The organism is Corynebacterium sp. zg254 (assembly GCF_024701495.1).
GTDB lineage: Bacteria > Actinomycetota > Actinomycetes > Mycobacteriales > Mycobacteriaceae > Corynebacterium > Corynebacterium zhongnanshanii.
Window position 1 is genome coordinate 272,960 of the sequence record NZ_WIAR01000001.1, and the last position, 25,036, is coordinate 297,995.

Consider the following 25,036-nt stretch of genomic DNA (forward strand, 5'->3'; position numbering starts at 1 on the left):
TGGCCAAATCATCGGTGCCGGCCTGAGCGTTCAAACGGTCGTACGTCAAAAAGGCTACCTTACTATGCAAAAAACGCCACTATCGTCAGCGATAGTGGCGTGATTTTTACTAACAATGAGCCTAGCGACGCAGTCCCAGGCGCTCGATCAGAGAACGGTAACGGTCAACGTTGTTCTCGGACAGGTACTTCAGCAGGCCACGGCGGCGACCAACCAGCAGCAGCAGACCACGGCGGGAGTGGTGGTCGTGCTTGTGGAACTTGAGGTGCTCGGTCAGCTGACGGATGCGGACGGTCAGCAGTGCGATCTGAGCCTCTGGGGAACCGGTGTCGGTCTCGTGCAGGCCAAACTCCTTGAGGGTTTCAGCCTTCTGCTCCTTGGACAGTGCCATGGATTATCTCCTTAGTAGTTGTTTCAGTCCACGCAAAAGGTCATGCTGCAACTACCGTGGACCACAGTCACAGACCTTGGAACTTTAGCACAGCGCGGCGCGTCTGCGCAACATCATTCGTGATGGCGCGGATGAGTTCATCCAGGGACTCGTAGGTTTCCATCCCACGCAGGTGTTCGATGAACTCTACGCGCACGTCCTTGCCGTAGAGGTCGGCCTCGTGATCCAGGATGAAGGATTCCACGCTGCGGGGTTCGTGCCCGAAGGTGGGGTTCGTACCCACGGAGATAGCCGCCGGAAGCCGCTGTCCCACAGGCATGGTGCCCACCTTCTCGCCGTCCTGGCCGGAATCCACAACGGTCACGAACCCTGCGTACACCCCATCCGCAGGCAGCGCATAAATGTCCTGGAAGTACAGGTTCGCGGTGGGAAAGCCCAACGCTCGGCCCCCACGCCCCGCTCCGTGGGTCACTTCACCCTGCACGGCAAACGGCCTGCCCAGCGCGGTCATCGCCTCGGCAACCTTCCCCTCGGCGAGCGCGTCCCGGATCCACGTAGAGCAGATGACGTGCTCATCCTCTTCCAGCAGGGTCACCACATCCACGTCGATGCCGCGCGCCTCCCCCAGCTCACGCATGCTCTCACTCGTGCCTGAGGCCTTGTGCCCGAAGGTGAAGTTCTGCCCGATGATCACGGACTTCGCGTTGAGCAGCTCAATCAGCACGCGGTCCACGTATTCCGCGGGGCTCCACGAGGCGATCTCTGGGGTGAAGCCGATGACCACCACGTGGTCGATCCCCATGTCGTGCGCCAGCTGCGCGCGCTGCTCGACGGTCCCTAGCAGCTTGGGAACACTGCTGGGACGGAAGATGAAGGTGGGGTGCGGGTCGAAGGTGAACATAACGGAGGGCACGTCGAGCTCACGCGCCCGTGCCACTGCCCGTGTTACCAGTTCTTGGTGTCCTCGGTGTACGCCGTCGAACACACCGATGGTCACTACAGTTCCGTTGCGTCCCAGATGTTCGGGAACCCTGTCGAGTCCATACCAGATAGTCACCCCCGCAACTTTACTCCACCTATGATGGTCTGCATGAGTAGCATCCTCGATTCCTCTGGTGTGGTTCTTGTGGATAAGCCGGCGGGCATGACATCGCACGATGTTGTGGCCCGTCTGCGTCGGATTATGGGGACCCGCCGCGTGGGGCATTCGGGCACGTTGGATCCTATGGCCACGGGTGTGTTGGTGGTCGGTGTGGAGCGCGGCACGAAGTTCCTGGCGCATGTGGTCACCCATGACAAGCGCTACGAGGCCACCATGCGGCTGGGCATGTCCACCGTAACCGACGACGCCGAGGGCGATGTCCTGTCCTCCACCTCCACTGGGGGGCTCACCGAGGAGCGTGTTCGCCAGGCGTGCGCGCGTCAGGTTGGCGACATTATGCAGCGTCCCAGCTCTGTGAGCTCCATCAAGATCGATGGTCGTCGCGCCCATGAGCGTGTCCGGGCGGGCGAGGACGTGGTGCTGCCGGAGCGCCCCGTCACCGTGCACTCTCTGGATATTTTATCCATCGACGCCGAGGCGCCCGATCATATCGACGTCCGCATCGCCGTCCACTGTTCTTCTGGAACGTATATCCGTTCGATTGCCCGGGACGTGGGCGAGGACTTGGGCGTGGGTGGCCACCTGGTCGCCTTGCGCCGGACGTCCGTGGGGCCTTTTGACATCGCCGACTGCCGCACGCTGGAGCAGCTGGAGGGGGATAATTCCCTGACGATGGACTTGGACACCGCGATGATCCGCTGCTTCCCCACCCGAGAAATCAGCGAGGAGCAAGGCACCGACATTGCCATGGGTAAGTGGCTGGAGCCGGTGGGCCGGAAGGAGATCTACGCGGTGGTCACTCCCAGCGGCCAGGCGATGGCTCTGCTCAAAGAGCAGGGCCGCCGTGCGGCGAGCGTGTTCGTGGCCCGCCCGCATGGCCTCTAGGTGTGCGCGACGCCAGCGACCGTCACCACGAAGCCGTCCCGCACGGCCCAGCGGCCTTGGATGAAGGGCACGGGCACGGGGCGGGTCAAAAGATAGGACGTGAACGTGCCATCGGGGCGGATGTCAATATCGGCCTGATCGAAATCCAAGAAGCGGCGCGTGAGAGGGAACCACGCCTTGTACGTGGTTTCCTTTGCGGAGAAGAGGACCTTATCCACTACAGGAATGTCGTGGTGCCGCACCAGGCGCCGGAGGCGGCGCTGCTCTTCTGGCCGGGCGATGGCCGGGAACACTCCCTCGGGCAGGTGGGTTGCCGGTTCGGCGTCGATGCCTAAGGATCTCCACTGGAAGCTGCGTCCCACGATGGCTGCGCGGAATCCCTCGGTATGCGTCAAGGATCCGGTAATGCCCTCCGGAAAGACGGGCATGCCGCGTTGACCTCGCATGATCGGACCATCGTGCACCAGCTCGCGCATCGCTTGGTGGGCGCACCAGCGAGAGTCGCCGAAGTCGGACTTGCGCTTGTCCACCGCATGCGCCACCAGCTCCTGTTCTGCTTCATCCAACAGCAGGTAGTGGTCAAGGTTCTCCGAAGACGTGTGCATCTCCACGCAGCGGGTGCCCGCGGGCACCAGAGACTCGTCGATGAGCGTGTTTTTCAGCAGTACGTCGCGTCTCATGGGATGGACACCTCCTCTGTCAGAACTGGGTATGGCCACGTGTGAGTGTGAAGTCTGGGTGGCAGTGTGCGAAGTCTTTCCTTGGGATAACCGAGTGAGACCTCCACATGTGTTACACCTTCCAGCGAAATTGTGCGAGGAACGTGCAGATGCCCATAGATCACCGCCGTGGCGCGGTACCGGCGCGGCCACTGCTGCGTGTGCCTAGTACCGGACCACAAGCCGATGTCTTGGGCGGGGATTCCCTGCATTGCTTCTCTCACCAAGGGCCAATGATTCACCAAGATGGTGGGTCCGTCAACACGAGACAACCGGCTCACCGTATAGCTCAGCCTCTCGCGGCACCATTGGGGGACGTCCTCAAACGGCGAGATAGCCCAGTGATCTGTGAGCACGAAGCCGTTTTCGATCGCAGCGTCGATGGCTTGACTGGGTGTGATCGCCGGATCGCGCCAGGAGTGATCGTAGAGCGTGAACATGGGCACCACGGTGTGGCCCGCGAACACGGGATACCGATCCTCCGGGGTCAACACCCCAATGGAGCGGCAGGCGCTGATCAAGGCCTGGTACTTGTTCTTACCCTTGAAGGTGTCCTGGCTTCGGGAAAACATTTCATGGTTGCCGGGGGCGTAGATCACTTGCTCGAAGCGCTGGCGCAGCTCGCGCAGTACGTCGATCACCACCTCCATCTTCTCGGCGATGTCACCCGCGACGATGAGCCAGTCCTGGGGGTGCTGGGGCTGGACGTGTTCGTCCATCAGGTCCCTGTTGCCGGGAGAGTTGATATGAAGATCGCTCACGGCCCACAGGGTGCGCTTCTTCATGGTTGTTCGCCTCTCTCCCACCATCCACAGGTGCATACCTGTGTTAACTATAGTGAAAAAATTTAACTCGTGTTAACAATCCATGCATCCCCGCGGAACCTCCACACCACCGCGACCAGCCGTACGGCCACGAACGCCACCAGGCCACACCACACACCAGGCAGTCCCCAGTCGAACACCTTCGCCAACCAGACCACCGGCAAGAACCCCACCAGGGCGCTGACAATCGTGGCGGTCCTCAAAAACGCCACATCGGACGCCCCCAGCAACACGCCATCCAGAGCAAACACCACGCCACCCAGCAGCGCCAACACGACCAGCATCCACCAGGGAACGCTCATGGCATCGAGAACCTCGGCGTCGGAACTAAACAGGCGCGGCAGCACCGACGCACCCGCAGCGAGCCCCACCGCAATCACCACCGAGGCGACCATGGAAAAACGCAGCACGATCACGCCCACGCGGCGGGCGTGCAGCCACTGCCGGGCACCGAGCGCCGCCCCCACCAGCGCCTGGGCGGCAATGGCCACCGAATCCAGCACCAACGTTAGGAAGTTCCACAACTGCAGCAGGATCTGATGCGCGGCCAACGACGCCGCACCGAAGCTCCCCGCCACCGAGGCAGCCGAAATAAAGGCGACCTGGAAGGACAGGGAACGTGCAATGAGGTCGCGGCCCAGCACCAGCTGTGCCTTGATGATCGGCCACTGAGGCGCCATCGAGCGCCCATCGCCCACGGCCCTCCACCGCAGCACGAGGGCAATCAGGAAGCAGGTGGCGACAATGAGCTCACCCAACACGTTGGCGTAGGCCGAGCCCACCATCCCGTAGTGCCGCACAGCCACGGGCACGGTCACCGCCATCGGCACCACTCCCAGCAACGTAAACCACAGCGGCCACCGGGTATTGGACATGCCGCGCAACCAGCCATTACCCGCCATCACGATGAGGGCGGGAATGATGGACGCGCACGTGACGTGCATCCACTGCACAGCCAGGTCTTGGACCTCGGGATCGCGCGTGAAGAAGCTCATAATCGGGCGCGTGAAACTGAACACCGCAGCCACCAACAGGGCTCCGACGGCGAGGGCCACCCACGTGGCCTGCACACCCTCATAGACCGCGTCCGCATGCCGGCCGGCACCGTAGTGTCGCGCGGCGCGGGCGGTGGTGCCATAGGACAAAAACGTCAGCTGGGTGGTGACGGTACTCAGCACCGTGGAGCCGGCCGCCAACGCGGCCAACTCCTGGGCACCCAACCTGCCCACCACGGCGGTATCCCACAACAGGTACAGCGGGGTGGCCGACAGGACAATGAGAGCAGGAAACGCTAGGGCAAGAATGCTCCTAGCGTTGGGGGTACTGCTACTGCTCATCGCGGCTCGGCTTGTACGGATCACCATCCGCCGCAGGCGTGGCTTGCGCCGCCTGCGCCCGAATCGCCTCGTCCTGGGCGCGAGCCTTTGCCAGCAGTTCTTCCATGTGTGCCGAAACCTCCGGCACCGAGTCGAAGGAGAAACTCAACGTGGGCGTGAAACGGACCGACAGCTGGTCGCCGACAATCTTGCGCAGCTGGCCGCGAGCCTTCTCCAAGGCGCGCTCTGCTTGCGCGAGGTTCGGCTCCTCGTCGACCGTCTTGCCGCGGACGGTGTAGAACACCGTCGCGTCGTGGAGATCGCCCGTCACACGGGCATCCGTGATGGTCACGAACTCCAAGCGAGGATCCTTGATCTCTCGCTCGATCGCCGAGGCCACAATCTGCTGGATACGCTTGGCCATGCGAGCGGCACGGGCGTGATCAACCATTATTTCTCCTTCACACTGTCACCACACGACTAGTCGCGTGGAACCTCAACCAACTCGTAGGCCTCGATGACATCGCCGATCTGAATGTCTGGGTAGGACAGCACCATACCGCATTCGTAACCGGCCGCCACCTCGGTGACGTCGTCCTTCTCGCGGCGCAAGGAATCGATGTTTGCCTTCTCGGCAACCACGTTTCCATCGCGCACCAGACGCACCTGCGCGTTGCGGCGGACCTTGCCGGACTCCACCATGCAACCTGCAATGAGGCCCACGGAGGAGGCCTTGAAGATCGCACGGATCTCCGCCCGGCCCAGCTCGCGCTCCTCATAGATAGGCTTCAGCATGCCCTTCAGAGCTGCCTCGACCTCTTCGATCGCGCGGTAGATCACCGAGTAGTACCGGATGTCCACGCCTTCGGTGTTGGCCACCTCGGTAGCCTTGCCCTCGGCACGGACGTTGAAGCCGATGATCACTGCGTCGGAGGCAGCCGCCAGGCTGACGTTGGTCTCCGTCACAGCACCCACACCGCGGTCGATGATGTTCAACGCCACTTCGTCGTCCACCTCGATCTTCAGCAGGGCATCTTCCAGGGCCTCGACGGTACCCGCGTTGTCGCCCTTCAGGATCAGGTTCAGCGTATTCGTCTCCTTCAACACTGCATCCAGATCCTCCAGGGACACGCGCTTACGGTTCTTGGCCTGCAAGGCGTTGCGGCGGCGGGCCGAACGGCGGTCAGCAATCTGGCGAGCGGTACGGTCCTCGTCCACCACCAGCAGGTTATCGCCAGCACCGGACACCGAGGTCAGACCCAGGACCTGGACAGGACGCGATGGTCCAGCCTCGTCCACGTCCAGACCATGCTCGTCGATCATGCGGCGCACACGACCGTGCGCGTCACCGACCACAATGGAGTCACCCACGCGCAGCGTACCGCGCTGCACCAGGATGGTCGCCACAGGTCCGCGTCCACGGTCCAGGTGAGACTCGATGGCCACGCCCTGGGCGTCCATGTCCGGGTTCGCGCGCAGATCCAGAGACGCATCCGCAGTCAGCAGCACGGCCTCCAGCAGGGACTCGATGTTGGTGCCCTGCTTTGCGGAGATGTCCACGAACATGGTTTCTCCACCATATTCTTCTGGGATCAGACCGTACTCGGTCAGCTGGCCACGAATCTTGTCCGGCTGAGCGCCTTCCTTATCGATCTTGTTCACAGCCACCACGATCGGCACGTCTGCAGCCTTCGCGTGGTTGATGGCCTCCACGGTCTGAGGCATCACGCCGTCGTCCGCCGCAACCACCAGGATCGCGATGTCCGTGGACTTAGCACCACGGGCACGCATGGCGGTGAAGGCCTCGTGACCTGGGGTATCCAGGAATGTCACCAAACGCTCCTCGCCCTCCATGTCCACGGGAACCTGGTAGGCGCCGATGTGCTGCGTAATGCCGCCAGCTTCTCCGCCACCCACGTTGGCCTTGCGGATGGTGTCCAACAGGCGGGTCTTACCGTGATCCACGTGACCCATCACGGTCACCACTGGAGGACGCTTGGCCAGATCCTCATCCGTACCCTCGTCCTCACCGAACTGCAGATCGAAGGATTCCAGCAGCTCGCGGTCCTCATCCTCTGGGGAGACAACCTCCACCTTGTAGTCCATCTCCTCACCCAGAAGCATCAGGGTTTCATCGGACACGGACTGGGTGGCGGTAACCATCTCACCCAGGTTGAACAGGGCCTGGACCAATGCTGCGGCATCGGCGTCGATCTTCTCGGCGAAGTCCATCAGGGACGCACCACGAGCGAGGCGCAGGCTGGCACCCTTACCGTTCGGCAGCTTCACGCCACCCACAACGGATGGTGCCTGCATTGCCTCGTACTCGTTGCGCTTCTGACGTTTCGACTTGCGTCCCTTGCGCGGTGCGCCACCTGGACGTCCGAAGGCACCTGCCGTGCCTCCCCGACGCCCACCTCGGCCGCCGCGTGGACCTCCTGGTCCGCCGGGGCCACCGTTGCCGCGACCGCCGCCGGAGCCACCGTTGAATCCGCTGGCGTGGGCTGGCATCTGGCCTGGGTTCGGCTGCTTCGGCATGTTAGCCGGCGATGGCCGACGGCCGCCGCCCTGACGCTCCGATGCTCCGGAGCCGCGGCCCTTGGCACCACCCTGACCCGGCTTCGCGCCGGGACGTGGGCCTGGACGTGCGCCGGGACGGTTGCCCGGACGTGGCATGTCGCCAGGGGTCGCCTGGCCGCCGCGTGGCCGTGGCGCCGGGCGGTTGTCTCCATTGCCGGAGGAGAATGGGTTGTTTGCCACTCGAGGCGCACGGCCTCCTGGCTTGGGTCCAGGCTTCGGGCCCGGCTTCGGACCAGGACCCGGCTTCGGGCCTGGCTTGGGGGCGGGCTTTGGACTAGATTGTGCTGCCGGCCCAGGCTTAGGTCCTGGCTTGGGACCCGGCTTAGGCCCTGGCTTGGATGCACTAGACGGAGCCTTCTCGGCATCCTTCTTCTCGTCGACCTTGTAGAAGGCCTTCATCTTCTTGACCACAGGCGGTTCTACGGTCGAGGATGCAGTCTTCACAAACTCGCCTTGCTCCTTCAGCGTGGCGAGAAGTTCTTTGCTGGTAATTCCGAGTTCTTTCGCGAGCTCGTGAACGCGTAGCTTTCCGGGCACTACTCTCCTTTTGGTTTATGGAGCCGCAGGCCAGAATCTCACCGGCTACGTACGGCTCCCGTACTTAATCGTGATCATCGCTGATGCTGCTTCATCGTGCGCTCATCAATGGTCGGTTTCCTTTTGTTCTAAGTGAACACGTACAGGGTCTGCATCCACCACGGTGGTGGACAACTTCAACGCACGAGCGAACGCTCGACGTTTCACGGCGGCTTCCCATACCGACAACGTGGGTGTAATCCATGCTCCACGCCCAGGCTTCACACGGTCAGGATCGGGAACAATCTTCATCGTCCCATCCGGACTCGCCTGAGCGACGCACCGCAGCAGTTCATCCTGCGGCCGTTTCGCACGCGTGACCACACAGGTTCTCAGAGGACGGTTATCATTCACAGACGCACCATCCCCACTCATTGACATGTTGTCGCCTTGGAAGTCCCAAGACCACCCACAAGTGTACCGCGAAAAAGCCGGGAACTGTTAACCCACTGTCCTACGCCGTGTCTGGGTGGATGTCGATCTTCCATCCCGTCAGGCGCGCCGCCAAGCGTGCATTTTGCCCTTCCCGGCCGATCGCCAGACTCAACTGGTACTCAGGAACGGTGGCTTTCGCGACCTGAAGCTCGGCGTCGGTCACAATCACGCTAACCACCTTCGACGGTGCCAGGGCATTGCCCACGAAGACAGCAGGATCGTCGCTGTAATCCACAATGTCGATCTTCTCGCCGCCCAGCTGCGCCATGATGTTGGCGACGCGCTGGCCCCGCGGACCAATGCAGGCACCCTTCGCGTTCAGCCCCTTGATCGTGGACTTCACAGCAATCTTCGTGCGGTGGCCGGCCTCGCGCGCAACGGACACGATCTCCACGGACCCGTCCGCCACCTCGGGAACCTCCAGCGCAAACAGCCCGCGGACCAGTTCTGGGTGGGTGCGGGACAAGTTGATCTGCACGCTGCGGTTGCCGTTGTTGATCACATCGGTGACGAAGGCGCGCACGCGCATTCCGTGCTCCAGCTTCTCCCCCGGGATCAGCTCGGCAGGCAGGATCTGGCCGTCCATGCCGTTGGCCTCCGTGCCCAGATGGACCACCACCACGCCGCGTTCGTTCGCGCGCGCATCGGCCGTGACGATGCCGTTGACTACCGTGTAGCGCAGGTCCGAGTACTCGTCGTACTTCGCCTGAACGCGAGAGGAGTTAATGCGGAAGCGGATGGCCTCACGGACCGCCAGGGCGCCGGCGCGGCCGAAGTCCGTCGGGGTGTCGTCGATGTTGCCGATGACCTCCCCGTCCTCGTTCTTCTCGATTTGATAGACGGTGACTGTGCCGCTGATCTCGTCAATGTCCACGCGGGCCGGGCCGTCGTAGTGAGAGATTCCCCTGTAGGCCTCTAGCAGCCCCCGCTTGATCCCCGCCAGTAGCTCATCGAGCGGCACGTTCTCCTGCTTTTCCAGTGCCTTCAATGCCGCCATGTCGATGTTCAATTGTGCTCCTTGGGAGAAAAACTGCTGGGGTTAAGAGTTATACGCGTCCACATCCAGGCCCACCAATTGGGCTTCCTGCTGCGGTACCGCGTTGAACTCAACTTCTACCACCGCACCGGCCACTTCCGCCAATTGCTGACGGAAAACGTCCAGGTTCTTCTTCTGCGCTGCGATCAGGATCACGTTTTCCCCATCCACCTGCGCGATGCGAACCTTTCGCCCATCCTTAAGTCTCACCAGCCGTCCAATGTTCTTACGCCAGTGGCGCTCGGCGGTCAGCGGGAAATCCAACCCCGGGGTGGACACTTCCAAGGTGTAGCCCGGCCCGAAATTCAGCTCGCCGCGCTCCTCGGCCGCGTCGAACGACTCAGAGACGGACTTCGAAATCTCCTCCACCGCATCCAGATCTGGCGCGTCGACCAGAACCTTCACTCGGGACTTGGCGCCTGCCTTGGCCACCTCCACGTCTTCGAGTTCCACACCGAACTCGGCGATCACGGGGTGAAGAAAACTCTGCACTTGTTCTTTGCTTGGGAATGCCATAGGTATCGACAGTACTATGCTGAATGTGATGCGCTTCTACACCGTTCCCTATTCCCGACGCCAGCTGTTCGCCCTCGCAGGACTCCTCGGCACCACGGCGGTCGCCACGTCGGCCTGTACCACCGATGTGTTCACGCCGAAGGTGAACCTCAACTCCCGCGTTCTCGACGCCTACGGTGCCGCCGTCCAACGCAGCGCCGAGGGTGACGCGTGGGCGCCCATGTTCGCGGAGCAGGCTGACATTGTGAAGCAGGAGTTTCTGCGGCAGTGCGGTACTGACCGGGACGGCAACCCGCCGCAGGAATGCGTGGATGCATTGGAGACGCCGTCGGCAACGCTGCCTGTGGAACAAGCCCTGCTGGTTGCACTGCAAGACGGCGATCCCGGGGGAACCTTGACGGGCCTGTACGCCGCGGCGGCGACCGCCCAAGCGGCTCCGGAGCTGGCCGAAGCTAAGGCGCTGAATCTCGACGAGGTAGCGGCAGGTCACAAGCAGCACGGCGAAAGCCTCGCGCACCTCATGGATCTGATCTATGCCGCGGTCTACGCCACCGGCGTGGCCATGGCCGCCGACGGGGGTGCGCACCAGAATCTTCTGGGCTCGCTGGCTACCCGCTTACGCAGCCTGCGTGGACAGGTTCACACAATCCTGGAGAGTCTCGGAGCAGAGGTTCCAGAGCCGCAGGCGGGCTACGTCTCCCCCGACGGAACCCCGCACAATGCCGCCGAGGCGGCTCGGTATCTGTACACCGCTATTCGGCCGGTGACTCATCAGATGAGAAGCTTGGCGTCGATGGGAAATAATCCCACGGCGCGGGAGTTCGACGCACGCTGGGCGGGGCTCATCGCGCGTGGCGAGGCGGGCCTGGAGCCAATCTTCGGCGAGGACCCGCACGCGACGGCTATACGAGGCGAGTGATCTCCTCGACCGCGGACTCGTAAGGAATCTCCGTCTTCTCGCCGGTCAGGCGGTTGCGGAGCTCCACCACTCCATCGGCAAAGCCACGGCCTACCACAACCACGTACGGCATGCCCAGCAATTCGGAGTCCTTGAACTTCACGCCTGGGGAAACCTTTGGACGCTCGTCAAACAGCACCTCAAGGCCCGCGTCCGACAGTGCCTGCGCCAGCTCCTCCGCGGCGCGGTTGGCGGCCTCGTCCTTGTTGGCGATGACCACGTGAACATTGAACGGTGCGACTGTGGTGGGCCAGCGTAGGCCGGCATCGTCGTGCATCTGCTCGGCCATCACGGCAACCAGGCGCGTGATGCCCAGACCGTAGGAACCCATGGTGGGGATGGCGCGCTTGCCGTGCTCATCGAGGATGTGCAGATCAATGGCCTCGGTGTACTTACGGCCCAGCTGGAAGATGTGGCCGATTTCGATGCCGCGTTCCAGGGTCAGCGTGCCCTTGCCGTCTGGGGATGGGTCGCCCTCGAGCACCTCCGCGGCCTCGATGTAGCCGTCTGGGGTGAAGTCGCGGCCGGTCACCAGGCCCACCACGTGCTTCTGCTTCTCATCCGCACCAGTGATCCACGCGGTACCTGTGACCACACGCGGATCAGCCAGAACGCGCACGCCGTTGGCCTGCAGACCCCGTGGGCCGACGTAGCCCTTGACCAGGAAGGGATTCTTCGCGAAGTCCTCTTCGCTGGCGAGCTCTACGCTAGCCGGCTCCAGGGAGGCCTCGAGGCGCTTCATGTCCACCTCACGGTTACCGGGGACAAGGATGCCGGTCAGCTGAGGCTCAAAGGCACGTCCTTCCTCATCCGTCCCGGGCTCCTGAACTTTGACCACGATGCACTTCAGGGTGTCCTCAGCAGTCACATCGAGGCCTTCGGACTGAGCCCAGCGCACGAGAGCCTCAATCGTCTCAGACTCTGGGGTGTCATGGACCTTGGCCTCGGGAAGATCCGCGGTATCACGCTCGGCGGGCGCGACGGTCTTCACGGCCTCCACGTTGGCCGCGTACTCCGATTCGGTGGAACGCACGAAGGTGTCCTCACCCGTCGGGGACACAGCCAGGAACTCCTCAGACGCCGATCCGCCCATCGCCCCAGACGTTGCCGAGCAGATGGCGTACGTAATACCCAGGGCATCGAAGATCTTCTGATACGCCTGGCGGTGGAGCTGGTAGGCCTTCTCCAGTCCTTCGTCGTCCATGTTGAAGGAGTAGGAATCCTTCATGACGAACTCGCGACCGCGCAGCACCCCGGCACGCGGGCGCTCTTCATCGCGGTACTTGGTCTGCATCTGGTACAGGATGACTGGGAAGTCCTTGTAGGAGCTGTACTCCGACTTCACCACGGAGGCGAACATCTCCTCGTGCGTCGGCCCCAGCAGGTAGTCCGCACCCTTGCGGTCCTTCAGGCGGAACAGCGCCTGGCCGTACTCGTCCCAGCGGCCCGTGGTCTCGTAGTACTCGCGCGGCAGTAACGCAGGAAACAGCAGCTCCTGGCCTCCGATCGCGTCCATCTCCTGGCGTACGACCTCTTCTACCTTCCGGAGTACACGCAGCCCCAGAGGAAGCCACGTGTACACACCAGGGGCGGCACGCCGAATGTAACCAGCGCGGACGAGGAGCTTGTGGCTAGGCACTTCTGCGTCTGCGGGATCATCGCGCAGCGTACGCAGGAAAAGAGAGGACATACGGGTGATCATGCGGATGACTCTACCATTATGGTGGAGGCATGCTTATTGTCCTCCCACCTTCTGAAACGAAGTCTTTTGGTGGCTCCCCCGAACCCATGTCTATGGACGCGTTGAGCTTCCCTTCCCTGAACCCGATCCGGCTTGAACTTGTTGACAGTCTGATGCGCTTGTGCCGCTCCGGCAACGAGCCGGAAGCGCAGAGTGTGCTGGGGATTTCGGAGGCTTTGGCGTCGGAAATTAAGGAAAATCGGGCGCTGCGCAACGGGCCCACCGCGCCCGCGATTGAGCGCTACACGGGGGTTCTCTACGACGCCCTCCACGCCGCGCTCCTCACCGATCATGCGCGCTCGCGGCTGGCGATCGGTTCGGCGTTGTTCGGCGTGGTGGGTGCCGAGGATCCCATTCCTCATTATCGACTGTCGGGCGGGGTGAAGCTGGATGATCGGACGCTGAAGAGCCGTTGGGGCTCCGCGATTACGGAGACATTGGCCGAGGTTGCGGAACAGGAGCTGGTGGTGGATCTGCGCTCGGGTACATATCAGCAGCTGGGACGGCTGAAAGACGCGGTGACGGTGCGCGTGGAGTCCGTCCAGGAGGATGGCAGCCGTAAGGTCATCAGCCACTTTAATAAGCACTATAAGGGCGTATTGGCACGCGATTTGGCGGAGGCTGAGGAGAATCCGCGGACTATTGACGAGCTGAAGGCTCTGGCTGAGTCTGTAGGTCATGAGGTTGAGTATTCCAGCAAGAAGGCACAGGAGCTTGTGTTGGTAATCAGAAATTAGAACGGGTGTTCGATTTTGAGAACCTAAAGGCAGCGTGAATGTATGTCCTCCCCGGTAGGTTTACACATGAAAGGAACTACACCAGGGGAACACACCAGGGGGAACCATGACTACCACCTACGCTGACCGCCAGCGGCCACCTCAGCGCCGGCCCGGATCCTGGCGCATTGAAGATACCGAGGACCAGCTCTCATGTTTGGCGCGCCGCATCAACCGCGACCACATTGAACTGCTTCTCATGTGCACGCCCGAACCCGAGGACTACATTCCTGACTTTGCTTCACGGCTGGTCGCTCGCGCGGGCCTGACCCGCTACCAGGCAGAAAAGTACGCGATGGAAGCACTTGTCTTGTCCTTCTTCCCTCTTCTAAGCGGGCTTTTTATGAGTGGCGTCTTCACGCCACGGGTCGTCTCGCGGCTTCTGGATGACCTCAGCAGAGTCCCAGAACGCGCGAGGGCAGATGTGGAACGCGATCTTGTGGCAGCGCTGGAACCGCGCATCCAGAACCAGCACTGCCTCAGCCCACGAAACGCAGCCACCAAGCTGGAGAAGATCCTCACGTCACTCTGTCCGGAAGCTTTGCCAGAGCGTCCCGATGAGGAGTTGCATGCGCTGACCATGCGTCAGGTCGCGGAGCAGACAACCGCCATCACGCTCACCACGGATAGCATGACAGCCGATGCGATTGACGAGCTCATTCAAGCAACCGCGCATAAGTACGACGTGGATCCACACATCGCCCTGGAAATGCTCATCTTGGGCCAGGCTGACGTTCGCGTGACCCTCAATCTCTACAAAAACATCAGCACCACCGCCCGCGAGCTCTTCAGCGCAGGCGGCTGGCTTCAGGGAATGGTATCCGAGAAATGGCTCGAGAGGGTCACCAGTGTGCGCACGCTCGGCCCGTCCGCTACTGAGGGATACTCACCCACCGACGCCCAGCGCGCCTTCGTCCAAGCCCGCGATGGCCATTGCCGCTTTCCCGGCTGCGAGATCTCTGCTCACATGTGCGAGATGGACCACATCCAGCGCTACGCCGGGGGTGGCCCCACCCACACTGACAACCTTCATCTGTTGTGCAAGCACCATCACCAGCTGAAGACTGCGGGCATTTGGGATGTGACCCGCTACGCGGATAGCGGCGAAACGTGGACCTCCCACGGCGATGGCCACACGGTCAGCACGCTGCCCGACGGACCGCTGGCTCGGACCACGTTCAAGCAAAGGCTCAGCAGGAGGCAAGCCAATCGTCGAAAGAAAGCACCATTCGAGGCGCCGCGGCCGTGGGATCACATGTCACACGCGTAGGCCGGCGACCTCACCAATCAGATACACGGCGGGGGCCTTCACGTTCTGGTCCTTCATGGTCTGCCCCAGGAGCCCCAAGGACGTGCGCAGGGACTGCTCGTGTTCGTAGCTTCCCTCTTGGACGATCAGCACTGGCGTGTCCTCGGCCAGGCCACCCTCGATGAGGGCTTGTGCGATCGCGGCTGCGTTCTTTACTCCCATGATCACACTGAGGGTCCCACCGGCGCGCGCTAGGGCGTGCCAATCGACCAGAGAGGATGGACTTCCAGGAGGAACATGCCCAGAAATCACAGTGAAGGAATGAACCACTCCTCGGTTTGTCACCGGTACACCTACCAAGCCCGGCACGGAGATAGCGCTCGTCACGCCAGGGATGACGTCGCACGGCACGCCGGCCTGTGCGCAGGCTTCGACTTCTTCAAAGCCGCGGCCGAACACGAAAGGGTCTCCCCCCTTCAGCCGTGCCACAATCTTCCCCGCACGGGCGTGGGACACGATGAGCTCGTTGATGCGCTCTTGGCTGACCTGCCTGTCATAGGGCAACTTGGCTACATCTATAACTTCTTTGGCGCTCACGTCGCACAGTTGGTCGAGCTGATGGGACGGCCCCAGGTGATCAGTCAGAATGACGTCTGCCTGCTGAAGAGCATGCATACCACGCACAGTGATCAAATCCCATGCTCCAGGGCCACCACCAATTAAGATTGCTCGTCCCAAACTCATGACACCAATCCTAGACATACCTATGCTAAGACCATGCAGCTAACCCACGACTTCGCCCAGCACTTCCCGGAACTCTGCCGGCCCACGGTTGGAGAGGAGTTTCCCGAGGCACGCATGCTCATCAGAAACGATGCCCTGGCCGCCGAGCTCGGCTGCCCGGGCATCGATGTGGAGGATCTCCTCGGCAAAGAGGGCTTTACCATGGCATATAGCGGGCACCAGTTCGGGCAGTTCTCCCCCATCCTCGGCGATGGTCGTTCCATGCTCCTTGGCGAACTGGGCGGCTATGACCTCCACCTGAAAGGCAGCGGACGCACTCCCTTCACGCAGCTCGGCGCGGACGGGAGACTTCCCCTGATCCCGGCGTTGCGTGAGTATGTCATCAGCGAGTTCCTGCACACCATGGGTGTTCCCACCACCAGAGTGCTGGCCGTCATTGCCACCGGAGAGCGGCTCACTACTCCCCGCGGTACGGCCGGACTCCCCTTCCCACCCGGTGCGGTTTTGGTACGCGTGGCGCGCCACCACATCCGCATCGGAACCTTCCAGTGTGCCGCGATGTTCAATCCCGAGCTGGTGCAGCGGCTGGAGAGCTACGCCGCGCAGCGCTCCGGGATCACTGGCCCGCTCTTCCCCGCGGTCGTGGAGCGCCAGGCTACCTTGGTGGCGCAATGGATGCGGCTGGGATTCGTCCACGGCGCCTTAAACACGGACAATGTACACATTGCCGGGGATGCCATCGACTTCGGACCCTGCGGTTTCATGGACGCCTACGACCCCGAGGCCTGCTTCAGCTCCGTCGATACGGGCAAGCGCTACGCTTTCAACAAGCAGCCCGCCATCACCCAGTGGAACCTCGCGCGCCTCGCCGAGGCCCTCACCGTGGAGGATGCCGAGGAGCACCTGCGCCGTTTCCCCGATCTCTACTCCCACGCCTATGATCGTGAGATGACCGACGCCCTCGGCCCCAGGTGGGAGGAGGTTCTCGAAGAATGCGGGGATTATCCCACCGCGTTGGGACACGTCGTGCCTCGTAATCATGCGCTGCAGGATGCCTTGAACCGCGCAGAGGCGGGCGACATGGAGGCCTTCAACGACATTGTTGAGGATCTCCGCGACCCCTATGCACAAGGCAAAAAATCCGGTATCACCTCGCCAGGTGATACCGGATTCACAAGCTACTGTGGCACGTAATTAGGCCAGCTTCAGGGCCTTCTGGGAGCGCTCCCACTGCTCGTTGAACAGCTCTGGGTTCTTGGCCAGGCGGGTGCCGTAGGAAGGAATCATTTCCTTCAGCTTTGGTGCCCACTCGGCGATGCGGGAGCCGAAGCAGCGCTCCAGCACCTCGAGCATCGCGGATGGAGCGATAGATGCTCCTGGGGAGGCGCCCATCAGACCGGCGATGGATCCGTCCTGGGAGTTCACCAGCGCAGTACCGAACTCCAGGGAACCGAACTTCGGTGCACCGATTGGCTTGATGACCTGGACGCGCTGGCCGGCGATGACGAGCTCCCAGTCGTCGCCGTTGACGGATGGCATGTACTCACGCAGGGATTCCACGCGGGCAGCCTGGTCCTTCAGCACCTCTTCCACCAGGTACTTGGTCAGGGAGAACTCCTGCGCGGCAACACCCAGGTAGGAAGGAATGTTCGTGGCGCGGATGGACTTGAACAGGTCCAGGTAGGAGCCCTGCTTCAGGAACTTAGGTGTCCAGCCGGCGTAGGGGCCGAACAGCAGGCCCTGCTTGCCGTCGATCACGCGGGTGTCCAGGTGAGGAACGGACATTGGTGGCGCGCCCACGGATGCCTTGCCGTAGACCTTGGCGTGGTGCTGGGAGACGAGCTCCTCGTTGGTGCAGCGCAGCCATGCACCGGAGACGGGGAATCCGCCGTAGCCCTTGATCTCGGGGATGCCGGACTTCTGCAGCAGTGGCAGGGCCATTCCGCCGGCTCCGACGAAGACGAAGTTGGCGGTGATGACGGAGGTGTCTCCGGTGTGGAGGTTCTTGGTGGTGACCTTCCACTTGGCACCTTCGCGCTTCAGGTTCTTCACTTCGGTGCCGTAGCGTACGGTCACGCCGTTGTTGGAGACGTAGTCCAGGTACTGGCGGGTCAAGGCTCCGTAGTTGATGTCGGTTCCGTCTTCGAACCAAGAGATGGCAACCGGGTTGTTGAAGTCGCGGCCCTTGGACATGAGAGGCAGGAACTCGCGGAACTTCGACTCGTCCTCGGAGTGCTGCATGTTCGGGAACAGTGGGTGGTCCTTCAGGGCGTTGTAGCGTGCCTTAAGGTAGTCCACCTGATCCATGCCCTGGGCGAAGGAAACGTGTGGGACCTTGTTGATGAACTCACGTGGGTCGGACAGTGCACCCTTTTCGGTGAGGTAGGACCAGAACTGGCGGGAGACCTGGAACTTCTCGTTGACTCCCACGGCCTTGGAGATGTCGATCTTGCCCTTGACCTCTGGGGTGTAGTTCAGCTCGCACAGTGCGGAGTGACCGGTACCTGCGTTGTTCCATGGGTCGGAGGACTCTGCTGCGGGGACGTCCAGCCGCTCGACAATGAGCTGGCTCCAGTCTGGCTGGAGCTCGTTCAACATGATGGACAGGGTGCTGGAGATCACGCCGCCGCCGATAAGCAGTACGTCGACGGAATCCTTATTTCCGGTTGTAGATGCCACTTTTTCCTTCATTCCTTTGACAAGGCGATTTTTGTTGGGTCTTTTTCACAATACGCTCTTGAGGCAGAATCACAATACTGTGCCCCTGAGTTTCGCGAATTTTACTAGCATGACTAGCATGATCACTCTGTCTGAATTGAGTTTTGAACCGGATGAACTGGGCGAGGGCTTCGAGCGGGCCTTCGTGGAGTTGGGCACAGATCCCGATGGTGAGACGCCTATCCGTTTCACGCTTGTTCGTTATGCGCCGGAAGAACTCGACGGCCGTCCCGCCCTCTTCTTTGTCCACGGCATGACCGACTACTTTTTCCAGGCCCATGTGGCTCGCTATTTCCACGAGTTGGGATACGCGATCTACGGTGTGGACTTGCGCAAATGTGGTCGCTCGTGGCGCCCTGGTCAGACGTGGCACCACGTGTCGTCCCAATCTTTATACGACGCCGAGCTCTCACTCACCCTGCGTCTCTTAGCTGACCAGCACCCCAAGGTGGTGGCTGTGGGGCATTCGACGGGTGGACTGGACGTGACAATGTGGGCTGCCCGGCTTCGGGTTCAGGACCCCGAGTTGCATGCGCGGCTGAGCGGCGTGATGTTGAACTCCCCGTGGTTTGCGCTGCAGTTTGACCCGGTAACCAAGGCCATCGTGTCCCATGTCTTTCCTATTCTGGCCAAGCGCGCCCCCATGCTGCGCGTCCCCGGCGGGATTAACCCGGCCTATGGCCGCTCGCTGCACGCCTCGGAGCACGGCGAGTGGGACTACAACCTGGAGTTTAAGCCACTCGAGCCCCGGCCGAAGTACGTCAGCTGGCTGGCGGGTGTGATGAGCGAAATTAAGGAGCTGCAGTCCGGCCGTTATGACACGGGTGTTCCCACTCTCCTGCTGTGCTCGGACAACGCGGACATCATCTTGAATCCGGCGCAAATGCGGGAAAACGCGCACAACGCACACCCCGAGACCGAGGTGGTGGTCCTTCCGGGTGCGCTGCACGATGTGTTCCTCTCGCCTGAGCAGGTGCGCACCAGCGCCCTGGAGCACGCTGCCCGGTGGCTAGAAACGATCTAGGATAGGACGCGTTATGCACTTCGACCTCATCATCATCGGAACCGGATCCGGCAACTCCATCCCCAGCCCAGACAACGAGCATCTGTCGATCGCCATCATCGAAAAGGGGGTGTTCGGCGGCACCTGCATCAACGTGGGTTGTATTCCCACGAAGATGTTTGTCTATCCGTCGGATGTCATCCGGGAGATCGAGGGAGCCTCGCGCGTGAGTGTGCAGGCGTCGGTCCAGGAGGTGGATTGGCAGGACCTGCAACGTCGCATCTTTAGCGAGCGCATCGACCCCATCTCCGAGGGCGGGGCGAAGTATCGCCGCGGTGAGGAGACCCCCAACATCACCCTGTTCGAGCAGGCCGCCGAGTTCGTGGGGCCGCGGACACTCAAGGTTGGCGACGAGGTCATCACCGGCGATCAGATCGTGCTCGCCACCGGCACGCGGCCGTTCATCCCGGAGTACATCCAGGGCGTGCGGCACCACACCAACGAGAGCATCATGCGCCTGCCGGAGGTTCCGGAGACGCTCACGATCCTGGGAGGCGGAATCGTGGCCGTGGAGTTTGCCCACGTGTTCTCCGCGTTGGGCTCCCGCGTCACGCTCGTCAACCGCTCCCCTCGCCTGCTGCGGAAGCTGGACGACACGATCGTGGAGCGCTTCAACGAGCAGGCCGCCGCGCAGTGGGACCTGAAGCTCGGCCGCACGGTCGAGCGCGCCGAGGAGCGCGGGGACTCCATCGCGCTCACATTGGACGACGGAACCGAGATCATCTCCGACGAAGTGCTCGTAGCCATGGGGCGCATCAATAATTCGGACACTCTGAATGTGGAGGCCGGCGGCGTCGAGATTAATGACAACGGGCGGATCCTGGTCGACGACTACGGACGCACCAGCGCAGACGGCGTGTGGGCGCTGGGGGACGCATCGAACGAGTTCGAGCTGAAGCACGTCGCGAACAACGAGCAACGGGTGGTGGCGCACAACATCGCGCACCCGGATGACCTGATCGCGCTGAATCACCGCGCGGTGCCGTCGGGTGTGTTTACGCATCCCCAGATCGCCACGGTCGGCATGACGGAAGCACAGGCCAGGGACACCGGGCGGACGCTCACGGTGAAAGTGCAGAACTTTGGGGACGTGGCCTACGGCTGGGCCATGGAAGATCAGGTGGGCATCGCGAAGGTCATTGCCGACGCGGAGACCGGCGAGATCCTGGGCGCGCACGTGCTGGGTCACCAGGCCGCCACGCTGATTCAGCCGTTCGTGACTGCCATGACCTTTGGCATCGACGCCCGCGTGTTCGCCAAAAACCAGTACTGGCCGCACCCGGCGCTGACGGAGGTCGTGGAAAACGCTCTGCTGGGATTGGAGTTTTCCTCCCCCGATCCTGAAGGATTGCTGCCATAATGAGACAGCATGAAGTATCGGGAACCAAACATTGTGGTCATCACTGGTGCAGCCAGCGGAATTGGGCGGGCGTTGGCGCTGTCCTTTACTGACGCAACGCTGCTGCTGGCCGACCGGGATGAGGCCGGGCTGGCGGACACCGCGCGGCAGTGCACGGACTGCCGCGTGGACACCGAGGTGCTGGATATCGCCGATGTCGAAGCGGTGACCGAGTGGGCCGATCGGGTCGTGGCAGAGTTCGGTGTTCCCGACGAAGTCCATCATGTCGCGGGGATCTCCCTGTGGGGCGACGCCCGCAGCCTCCCTCACGACAAGTGGCAGAAAGTCATCGACATCAACTTGATGGGGTCTATCCACATGGTGGAGGCCTTCGCACACTATTTGGGTGATGGACACAAGCCCGGACGCAAGCTGGTCTTCGTCTCCAGCGCGGCGGGAATCTTAGGCCTGCCGTGGCACGCGGCGTACTCCGCGTCCAAAGCCGGGGTGATGGGCATGGCCGAGGTACTACGCTTTGATATGAAGCCGTTGGGCGTGGACGTGCACGTTGTCGCGCCCGGAGCGGTGGATACTCCCCTCGTGCATTCCATCGACATTCACGGGGTGGACCGGTCAAACAAACGAGTGCAGAAGGCCACCGCGCTGTTCCAGGGACACGCCATACGCCCGGAAGACGCGGCTCAGGCAATCCGGGCTGGGGTGCGGAAGAATAAGTACCTCATCACCACCAGCAGGGACATCGCCGTCGCCCGCTGGGCGCAGGTGAATTGCCCGTGGGCCTATAAGGCCGCCATGACGCTGCTCAACCGCGGCTTCGCCTGGGCTCGTCGATAGGCACGCCGAGCACGTCCAGGGCTGTGGCCAGGCCGTCGTAGTTCGTCACCAGCATCACGAAGGCCACCTGGTCGCGGGCAGAGAGCTCTGCAGTAAGCCGCTGCCGGGTTGTCGGCGAGAGCTGCTTGTCGCGCACGAGCTCATCCGTGGCTGCGAGGAGAACCGCGCGCCTGCCGGTGAAGCCGTGTTCTGGGGTCTGTACGGCGTCGATCTGCTGGGTACTCAACCCCACGCGGCGGGCGAGATCGCGATGCTGGTCGGTTTCATAGGCGCTGCCGCGCAGCCACGCCACACGCAGGATGATCAGCTCCGTATCCTGACGCGACAGGTAGCCGAAGGGCATCATCGTCGCCGAATACAGCAGCCACATGCGAAAAAGGCGCCGGGCGCGGCCCAGAGTGGCAAACACGCCCAGCGTCTTTCTTTTCTGAACCCGGGCGCCAAGGGCAGTGATGCTGCCGTTGATCAGGCCCAGTTCTCGGAATCGTGCCGGTCCAGGAGTATTCATACTCCTAACTATTCCAGAGAAGTAAGAACCTCGCATCCATCCTCGGTCACCACCAGGGTGTGCTCGAACTGCGCGGTCCACTTCCGGTCGCGGGTCTGGACGGTCCAGTTGTCATCCCAGATGTCGTACTCCAGGCCACCCAGGTTCAGCATCGGCTCGATGGTGAGGGTCATTCCCTCCTCCAGCACGTCGGTGTACGCCATGGAGTCGTAGTGCAGGACCACCAGGCCGTTGTGGAAGGTCGGTCCCACACCGTGGCCGGTGAAGTCCCGCACCACGTTGTAATCAAAACGCTTCGCGTAGGCCTCGATCACACGGCCAATCACGTTGATCTCACGGCCGGGCTTGACAGCCTTAATGCCTCGCCACATGGCCTTCTCCGTGCGCTCCACCAGCAGGCGGTGCTCCTCGGAGACATCCCCGGCCAAGAACGTGGCGTTGGTATCCCCGTGCACGCCGTTCTTGTAGGCCGTGACATCAATGTTGACGATGTCCCCGTCCTCAATCACGGTGCTGTCCGGAATGCCGTGGCAGATGATCTCGTTCAGGGACACGCAGCAGGACTTCGGGAAATGCATGTAGCCCAGCGTGGAGGGGTATGCGCCGTGATCGCACATGTACTCGTGGGCCACGCGGTCAATCTCGTCGGTGGTCACGCCGGGGGCCACGGCCTTGCCGGCCTCCCGTAACGCCTCGGCGGCGATGCGACTGGCCTCGCGCATCTTCTCGATGGTCTCCGGAGTCTGGACATACGGCTCCCCCATCGCCTCCTGTACGGAATCCTTCCACGCGTACTCTGGCCGCTCGATCGAGTGGGCAACGGGGCGAATCGGGGTGGGGTTTCCTGGTACAAGTGGAGCTCTAGTCATGCGCTCCACTGTACTCGTCCAGGTTGCTGAAGAAACTATTCGTCACGCCCACCGCGTTTTCCGAACCGCCACCCAGCACAACCAGCGTGGCAAAGGCAATATCGTCGCGGTATCCGGCGAACCACGAGTGCGATCCGCCGTTGATCTCGGCCTCACCGGTCTTACCGTAGACCTCACCCGCGCCGGCGATTCCCGCGCCCGAACCATTGGTCACCACGGCACGCATCATCTGGCGCAACTCCTCGATCTTCTCCGGCTTCAAGGACTCCTGCACCGTCCCCTTCGCGGACGTCTCATGCCCCTCCCCCGGAATCAACACGGGCGTGGGCAGGGAACCAGACGCCGCCGCGGACGCCACCAGCGCCATCCCAAACGGACTCACCAGATTCAGGCCCTGACCGTAACCCGACTCGGTGCGGTCCAGCATCGTCTCGCCGTGGGGAACCGAACCCGTGATCGTGTCCAATCCTTCAATCTGATAATCGACGCCCAGCCCGAATTGCTTCGCGATCTCTTGCAAATGACCCGGCTCAAGTTTGGTGGAGATGTCTGCGAACGTGGTGTTACAGGACTTCGCAAACGCGTTCTGCAGAGGCGTGGTGCCCAGGGAAAAGCCGTTGTAGTTCGTCACGATGCGGCCACCAATGTCCTGAGTGCCCGGGCAGCCCACCATCGAATCCGGAGTGAGGTCCTCCTCCGTGAGGCCCGCGTACGCCGTGACCATCTTAAACGTCGAGCCGGGAGGGAATTGGCCGGTCAACGCCAGGTTTCCCTTCTTATCGGCTTCCTTCGTCTGCGCGACAGCCAGGATCTCTCCCGTCGACGGGCGCATCACCACCATCATCGCCTCCGCGCCCTTGCGGGTATCCACCGCGGACTGGGCAGCCTGCTGGATCTGCCGGGACAGGCTGATGTGGACGCTGGGCGCGGGCTGGGCGTCGGTCTCATTGAGCGTGGTGAGTTCCGCCCCCTCAGTGTTCACGGAGACGACTTTCCAGCCATCCTTGCCCTTGAGATCGTCCTCCACTAGCGAGGACACGCGCGACATGATGTCCGGCGCGAAGCCCGGGTCCGGGCGGACCATCGCGGCTTCCGTGTTGAAGCGCAGCCCGCTCATGCCGTCGAGCGCGCGCTGGAGCTTCTTGCCGGGGATCTCCCCCAGCGTCACTACGGAAAAGTCCCCGTCCACGTCGGCGGCTTCTCGGGCGAGAGCGTCGGCGTCGATGTTGGGGACGGCAGGATCCTCGGCGCGCAACACGTCCAATTCCCGGGCGATGCGTGTGATCGCCCCGCCCACGTTGCCGGCCGTGTCCGTGTTCAGGACCACGCGGGTGATCGTGCCCGGCTCCAGCAGGACTGCCCCGTCGCTGCCCACAACGTTGGCGGTTTTCGCGGCTACCTTGCGCAGCTCCATGTGCTGGCGTGCGCCCAGGTCAGGGTGTACAACGGATGGCTGCCAGCGCACATTCCACCGGTCGCCCGACTTCGTGAGCTTCATCGTGGAATCGTAACCAAAGTGGCGATCACCGGGGAGGCTCCAGTCCATCCGGTAGGTTGCGGTGGCAATGTTACCGTCGGTGTTCACCCGCTGCAGGACCGCGGACAGACCCTCGGCCTGCATGGACTCCCACGTCTGATCCAGCTGGTCGTGGGCCTCCTGGGGGTTATCGGTCAGGCCCCCGGCCTGCTCGGTGGAGCGGGCGGCCATCGCAGACAGGAACTCTTGAGCAACCTCGTCCGCCACATCCGGTTTCGGGGTACACGCGGACAGGCCGAAAACCAAGCCGACGGTTGTGGTCGCTGCAAGAACTGTTCTCATGAGTCCTGACACTACCT

24 protein-coding genes are annotated in these 25,036 nt (G+C 62.3%); 8 read left to right on the forward strand and 16 right to left on the reverse strand.

All coding sequences use genetic code 11. From position 1 onward, the window contains the following. Window positions 1–121: 121 nt before the first annotated feature. Both rpsO and GC425_RS01310 read right to left on the reverse strand, forming a co-directional pair. Window positions 122–391 (reverse strand): 30S ribosomal protein S15, encoded by a 270-nt coding sequence (gene rpsO / locus GC425_RS01305; protein WP_151841653.1) that lies wholly within the window; start codon window positions 389–391, stop codon window positions 122–124. A 67-nt stretch (window positions 392–458) separates the two neighbouring features. Continuing rightward, complete coding sequence (locus GC425_RS01310) at window positions 459–1,448, reverse strand: bifunctional riboflavin kinase/FAD synthetase (RefSeq protein WP_192930373.1); 990 nt, start codon at window positions 1,446–1,448, stop codon at window positions 459–461. Window positions 1,449–1,481: 33 nt separating this feature from the next. Between GC425_RS01310 and truB the strand changes: the two genes are divergently transcribed. Then, a complete protein-coding gene (gene truB, locus GC425_RS01315; RefSeq protein ID WP_151844091.1) occupies window positions 1,482–2,378 on the forward strand; it encodes a tRNA pseudouridine(55) synthase TruB in 897 nt (298 codons plus the stop codon). On the opposite strand, the gene GC425_RS01320 is transcribed toward truB, so the two are convergent. The 8 genes from GC425_RS01320 to rimP form a co-directional block, all read right to left on the reverse strand. Then, on the reverse strand, window positions 2,375–3,058 hold the full coding sequence (locus GC425_RS01320; RefSeq protein WP_151844090.1) for a 4'-phosphopantetheinyl transferase: 684 nt from the start codon (window positions 3,056–3,058) through the stop codon (window positions 2,375–2,377). The genes truB and GC425_RS01320 overlap by 4 nt on opposite strands. Then, window positions 3,055–3,882 (reverse strand): metallophosphoesterase, encoded by an 828-nt coding sequence (locus GC425_RS01325; RefSeq protein ID WP_151844089.1) that lies wholly within the window; start codon window positions 3,880–3,882, stop codon window positions 3,055–3,057. Before GC425_RS01325 ends, GC425_RS01320 begins: the two co-directional genes overlap by 4 nt. 62 nt (window positions 3,883–3,944) lie before the next feature. Beyond that, window positions 3,945–5,258 (reverse strand): MATE family efflux transporter, encoded by a 1,314-nt coding sequence (locus tag GC425_RS01330; RefSeq protein WP_151844088.1) that lies wholly within the window; start codon window positions 5,256–5,258, stop codon window positions 3,945–3,947. Then, entirely contained in the window at window positions 5,248–5,688 is a 441-nt protein-coding gene (rbfA, locus tag GC425_RS01335) for a 30S ribosome-binding factor RbfA (RefSeq protein ID WP_151841659.1), read from the reverse strand. The genes GC425_RS01330 and rbfA overlap by 11 nt, the downstream gene beginning before the upstream one ends. A 29-nt stretch (window positions 5,689–5,717) precedes the next feature. Beyond that, window positions 5,718–8,354, reverse strand: a complete 2,637-nt coding sequence (gene infB, locus GC425_RS01340) for a translation initiation factor IF-2 (RefSeq protein ID WP_151844087.1) — start codon at window positions 8,352–8,354, stop codon at window positions 5,718–5,720. A 105-nt stretch (window positions 8,355–8,459) separates the two neighbouring features. Further along, on the reverse strand, window positions 8,460–8,774 hold the full coding sequence (locus GC425_RS01345) for a YlxR family protein (protein ID WP_308240234.1): 315 nt from the start codon (window positions 8,772–8,774) through the stop codon (window positions 8,460–8,462). Between the two features lie 73 nt (window positions 8,775–8,847). After that, entirely contained in the window at window positions 8,848–9,837 is a 990-nt protein-coding gene (gene nusA, locus GC425_RS01350; RefSeq protein WP_151841662.1) for a transcription termination factor NusA, read from the reverse strand. 30 nt (window positions 9,838–9,867) lie between these two features. Then, on the reverse strand, window positions 9,868–10,380 hold the full coding sequence (gene rimP, locus GC425_RS01355; protein WP_192930371.1) for a ribosome maturation factor RimP: 513 nt from the start codon (window positions 10,378–10,380) through the stop codon (window positions 9,868–9,870). Between the two features lie 16 nt (window positions 10,381–10,396). On the opposite strand from rimP, the gene GC425_RS01360 reads away from it, so the two are divergent. After that, a complete protein-coding gene (locus GC425_RS01360) occupies window positions 10,397–11,299 on the forward strand; it encodes a DUF4439 domain-containing protein (RefSeq protein ID WP_151844085.1) in 903 nt (300 codons plus the stop codon). On the opposite strand, the gene GC425_RS01365 is transcribed toward GC425_RS01360, so the two are convergent. Then, window positions 11,283–13,040, reverse strand: a complete 1,758-nt coding sequence (locus GC425_RS01365; RefSeq protein WP_151844084.1) for a proline--tRNA ligase — start codon at window positions 13,038–13,040, stop codon at window positions 11,283–11,285. The two genes, GC425_RS01360 and GC425_RS01365, sit on opposite strands and share 17 nt — an antisense overlap. Before the next feature lie 29 nt (window positions 13,041–13,069). On the opposite strand from GC425_RS01365, the gene yaaA reads away from it, so the two are divergent. Both yaaA and GC425_RS01375 read left to right on the forward strand, forming a co-directional pair. Further along, complete coding sequence (gene yaaA, locus GC425_RS01370; protein WP_151844083.1) at window positions 13,070–13,816, forward strand: peroxide stress protein YaaA; 747 nt, start codon at window positions 13,070–13,072, stop codon at window positions 13,814–13,816. 106 nt (window positions 13,817–13,922) lie between these two features. Continuing rightward, window positions 13,923–15,125: an HNH endonuclease signature motif containing protein gene (locus tag GC425_RS01375; RefSeq protein WP_151844082.1), complete on the forward strand. Its 1,203-nt coding sequence runs from the start codon at window positions 13,923–13,925 to the stop codon at window positions 15,123–15,125. Here the strand turns inward: GC425_RS01375 and cobA are convergent. Then, window positions 15,114–15,848 carry a uroporphyrinogen-III C-methyltransferase gene (gene cobA / locus GC425_RS01380; RefSeq protein ID WP_231699701.1) on the reverse strand — a complete coding sequence of 245 codons (735 nt, stop codon included), beginning with the start codon at window positions 15,846–15,848 and terminating at the stop codon, window positions 15,114–15,116. The genes GC425_RS01375 and cobA overlap by 12 nt on opposite strands. A gap of 33 nt (window positions 15,849–15,881) precedes the next feature. Between cobA and GC425_RS01385 the strand changes: the two genes are divergently transcribed. Continuing rightward, on the forward strand, window positions 15,882–17,042 hold the full coding sequence (locus GC425_RS01385; protein WP_151844080.1) for a protein adenylyltransferase SelO family protein: 1,161 nt from the start codon (window positions 15,882–15,884) through the stop codon (window positions 17,040–17,042). Here the strand turns inward: GC425_RS01385 and mqo are convergent, their stop codons facing one another. After that, window positions 17,043–18,527 (reverse strand): malate dehydrogenase (quinone), encoded by a 1,485-nt coding sequence (gene mqo / locus GC425_RS01390; RefSeq protein ID WP_370451924.1) that lies wholly within the window; start codon window positions 18,525–18,527, stop codon window positions 17,043–17,045. 118 nt (window positions 18,528–18,645) lie between these two features. Here mqo and GC425_RS01395 point away from each other — a divergent pair, with 118 nt between their 5' ends. The 3 genes from GC425_RS01395 to GC425_RS01405 are packed head-to-tail and all read left to right on the forward strand — an operon-like array spanning window position 18,646 to window position 21,823. After that, a complete protein-coding gene (locus tag GC425_RS01395; protein WP_225723450.1) occupies window positions 18,646–19,590 on the forward strand; it encodes an alpha/beta hydrolase in 945 nt (314 codons plus the stop codon). A 13-nt stretch (window positions 19,591–19,603) separates the two neighbouring features. Then, window positions 19,604–20,989, forward strand: coding sequence for a mycothione reductase (gene mtr / locus GC425_RS01400; RefSeq protein WP_151844079.1), 1,386 nt, complete (start codon window positions 19,604–19,606; stop codon window positions 20,987–20,989). 9 nt (window positions 20,990–20,998) lie between these two features. Next, complete coding sequence (locus tag GC425_RS01405) at window positions 20,999–21,823, forward strand: SDR family oxidoreductase (protein ID WP_151844078.1); 825 nt, start codon at window positions 20,999–21,001, stop codon at window positions 21,821–21,823. Here the strand turns inward: GC425_RS01405 and GC425_RS01410 are convergent. The 3 genes from GC425_RS01410 to GC425_RS01420 are packed head-to-tail and all read right to left on the reverse strand — an operon-like array spanning window position 21,792 to window position 25,019. Then, a complete protein-coding gene (locus GC425_RS01410) occupies window positions 21,792–22,331 on the reverse strand; it encodes a carboxymuconolactone decarboxylase family protein (RefSeq protein ID WP_151844077.1) in 540 nt (179 codons plus the stop codon). The genes GC425_RS01405 and GC425_RS01410 overlap by 32 nt on opposite strands. 8 nt (window positions 22,332–22,339) lie before the next feature. Next, entirely contained in the window at window positions 22,340–23,200 is an 861-nt protein-coding gene (gene map / locus GC425_RS01415; RefSeq protein ID WP_151844076.1) for a type I methionyl aminopeptidase, read from the reverse strand. Then, window positions 23,193–25,019: a penicillin-binding transpeptidase domain-containing protein gene (locus GC425_RS01420; RefSeq protein ID WP_151844075.1), complete on the reverse strand. Its 1,827-nt coding sequence runs from the start codon at window positions 25,017–25,019 to the stop codon at window positions 23,193–23,195. The genes map and GC425_RS01420 overlap by 8 nt, the downstream gene beginning before the upstream one ends. Between the last annotated feature and the right edge of the window lie 17 nt (window positions 25,020–25,036).

Coding starts and splice junctions, on each gene's coding strand:
- rpsO (WP_151841653.1), bottom strand. CDS start 391: ATGGCACTGTCCAAGGAGCAGAAGGCTGAAACCCTCAAGGAGTTTGGC.
- truB (WP_151844091.1), top strand. CDS start 1,482: ATGAGTAGCATCCTCGATTCCTCTGGTGTGGTTCTTGTGGATAAGCCG.
- GC425_RS01320 (WP_151844090.1), bottom strand. CDS start 3,058: ATGAGACGCGACGTACTGCTGAAAAACACGCTCATCGACGAGTCTCTG.
- GC425_RS01325 (WP_151844089.1), bottom strand. CDS start 3,882: ATGAAGAAGCGCACCCTGTGGGCCGTGAGCGATCTTCATATCAACTCT.
- GC425_RS01330 (WP_151844088.1), bottom strand. CDS start 5,258: ATGAGCAGTAGCAGTACCCCCAACGCTAGGAGCATTCTTGCCCTAGCG.
- rbfA (WP_151841659.1), bottom strand. CDS start 5,688: ATGGTTGATCACGCCCGTGCCGCTCGCATGGCCAAGCGTATCCAGCAG.
- GC425_RS01345 (WP_308240234.1), bottom strand. CDS start 8,774: ATGTCAATGAGTGGGGATGGTGCGTCTGTGAATGATAACCGTCCTCTG.
- rimP (WP_192930371.1), bottom strand. CDS start 10,380: ATGGCATTCCCAAGCAAAGAACAAGTGCAGAGTTTTCTTCACCCCGTG.
- GC425_RS01360 (WP_151844085.1), top strand. CDS start 10,397: ATGCTGAATGTGATGCGCTTCTACACCGTTCCCTATTCCCGACGCCAG.
- GC425_RS01365 (WP_151844084.1), bottom strand. CDS start 13,040: ATGATCACCCGTATGTCCTCTCTTTTCCTGCGTACGCTGCGCGATGAT.
- yaaA (WP_151844083.1), top strand. CDS start 13,070: ATGCTTATTGTCCTCCCACCTTCTGAAACGAAGTCTTTTGGTGGCTCC.
- GC425_RS01375 (WP_151844082.1), top strand. CDS start 13,923: ATGACTACCACCTACGCTGACCGCCAGCGGCCACCTCAGCGCCGGCCC.
- cobA (WP_231699701.1), bottom strand. CDS start 15,848: ATGAGTTTGGGACGAGCAATCTTAATTGGTGGTGGCCCTGGAGCATGG.
- GC425_RS01385 (WP_151844080.1), top strand. CDS start 15,882: ATGCAGCTAACCCACGACTTCGCCCAGCACTTCCCGGAACTCTGCCGG.
- GC425_RS01395 (WP_225723450.1), top strand. CDS start 18,646: ATGATCACTCTGTCTGAATTGAGTTTTGAACCGGATGAACTGGGCGAG.
- mtr (WP_151844079.1), top strand. CDS start 19,604: ATGCACTTCGACCTCATCATCATCGGAACCGGATCCGGCAACTCCATC.
- GC425_RS01405 (WP_151844078.1), top strand. CDS start 20,999: ATGAAGTATCGGGAACCAAACATTGTGGTCATCACTGGTGCAGCCAGC.
- GC425_RS01410 (WP_151844077.1), bottom strand. CDS start 22,331: ATGAATACTCCTGGACCGGCACGATTCCGAGAACTGGGCCTGATCAAC.
- map (WP_151844076.1), bottom strand. CDS start 23,200: ATGACTAGAGCTCCACTTGTACCAGGAAACCCCACCCCGATTCGCCCC.
- GC425_RS01420 (WP_151844075.1), bottom strand. CDS start 25,019: ATGAGAACAGTTCTTGCAGCGACCACAACCGTCGGCTTGGTTTTCGGC.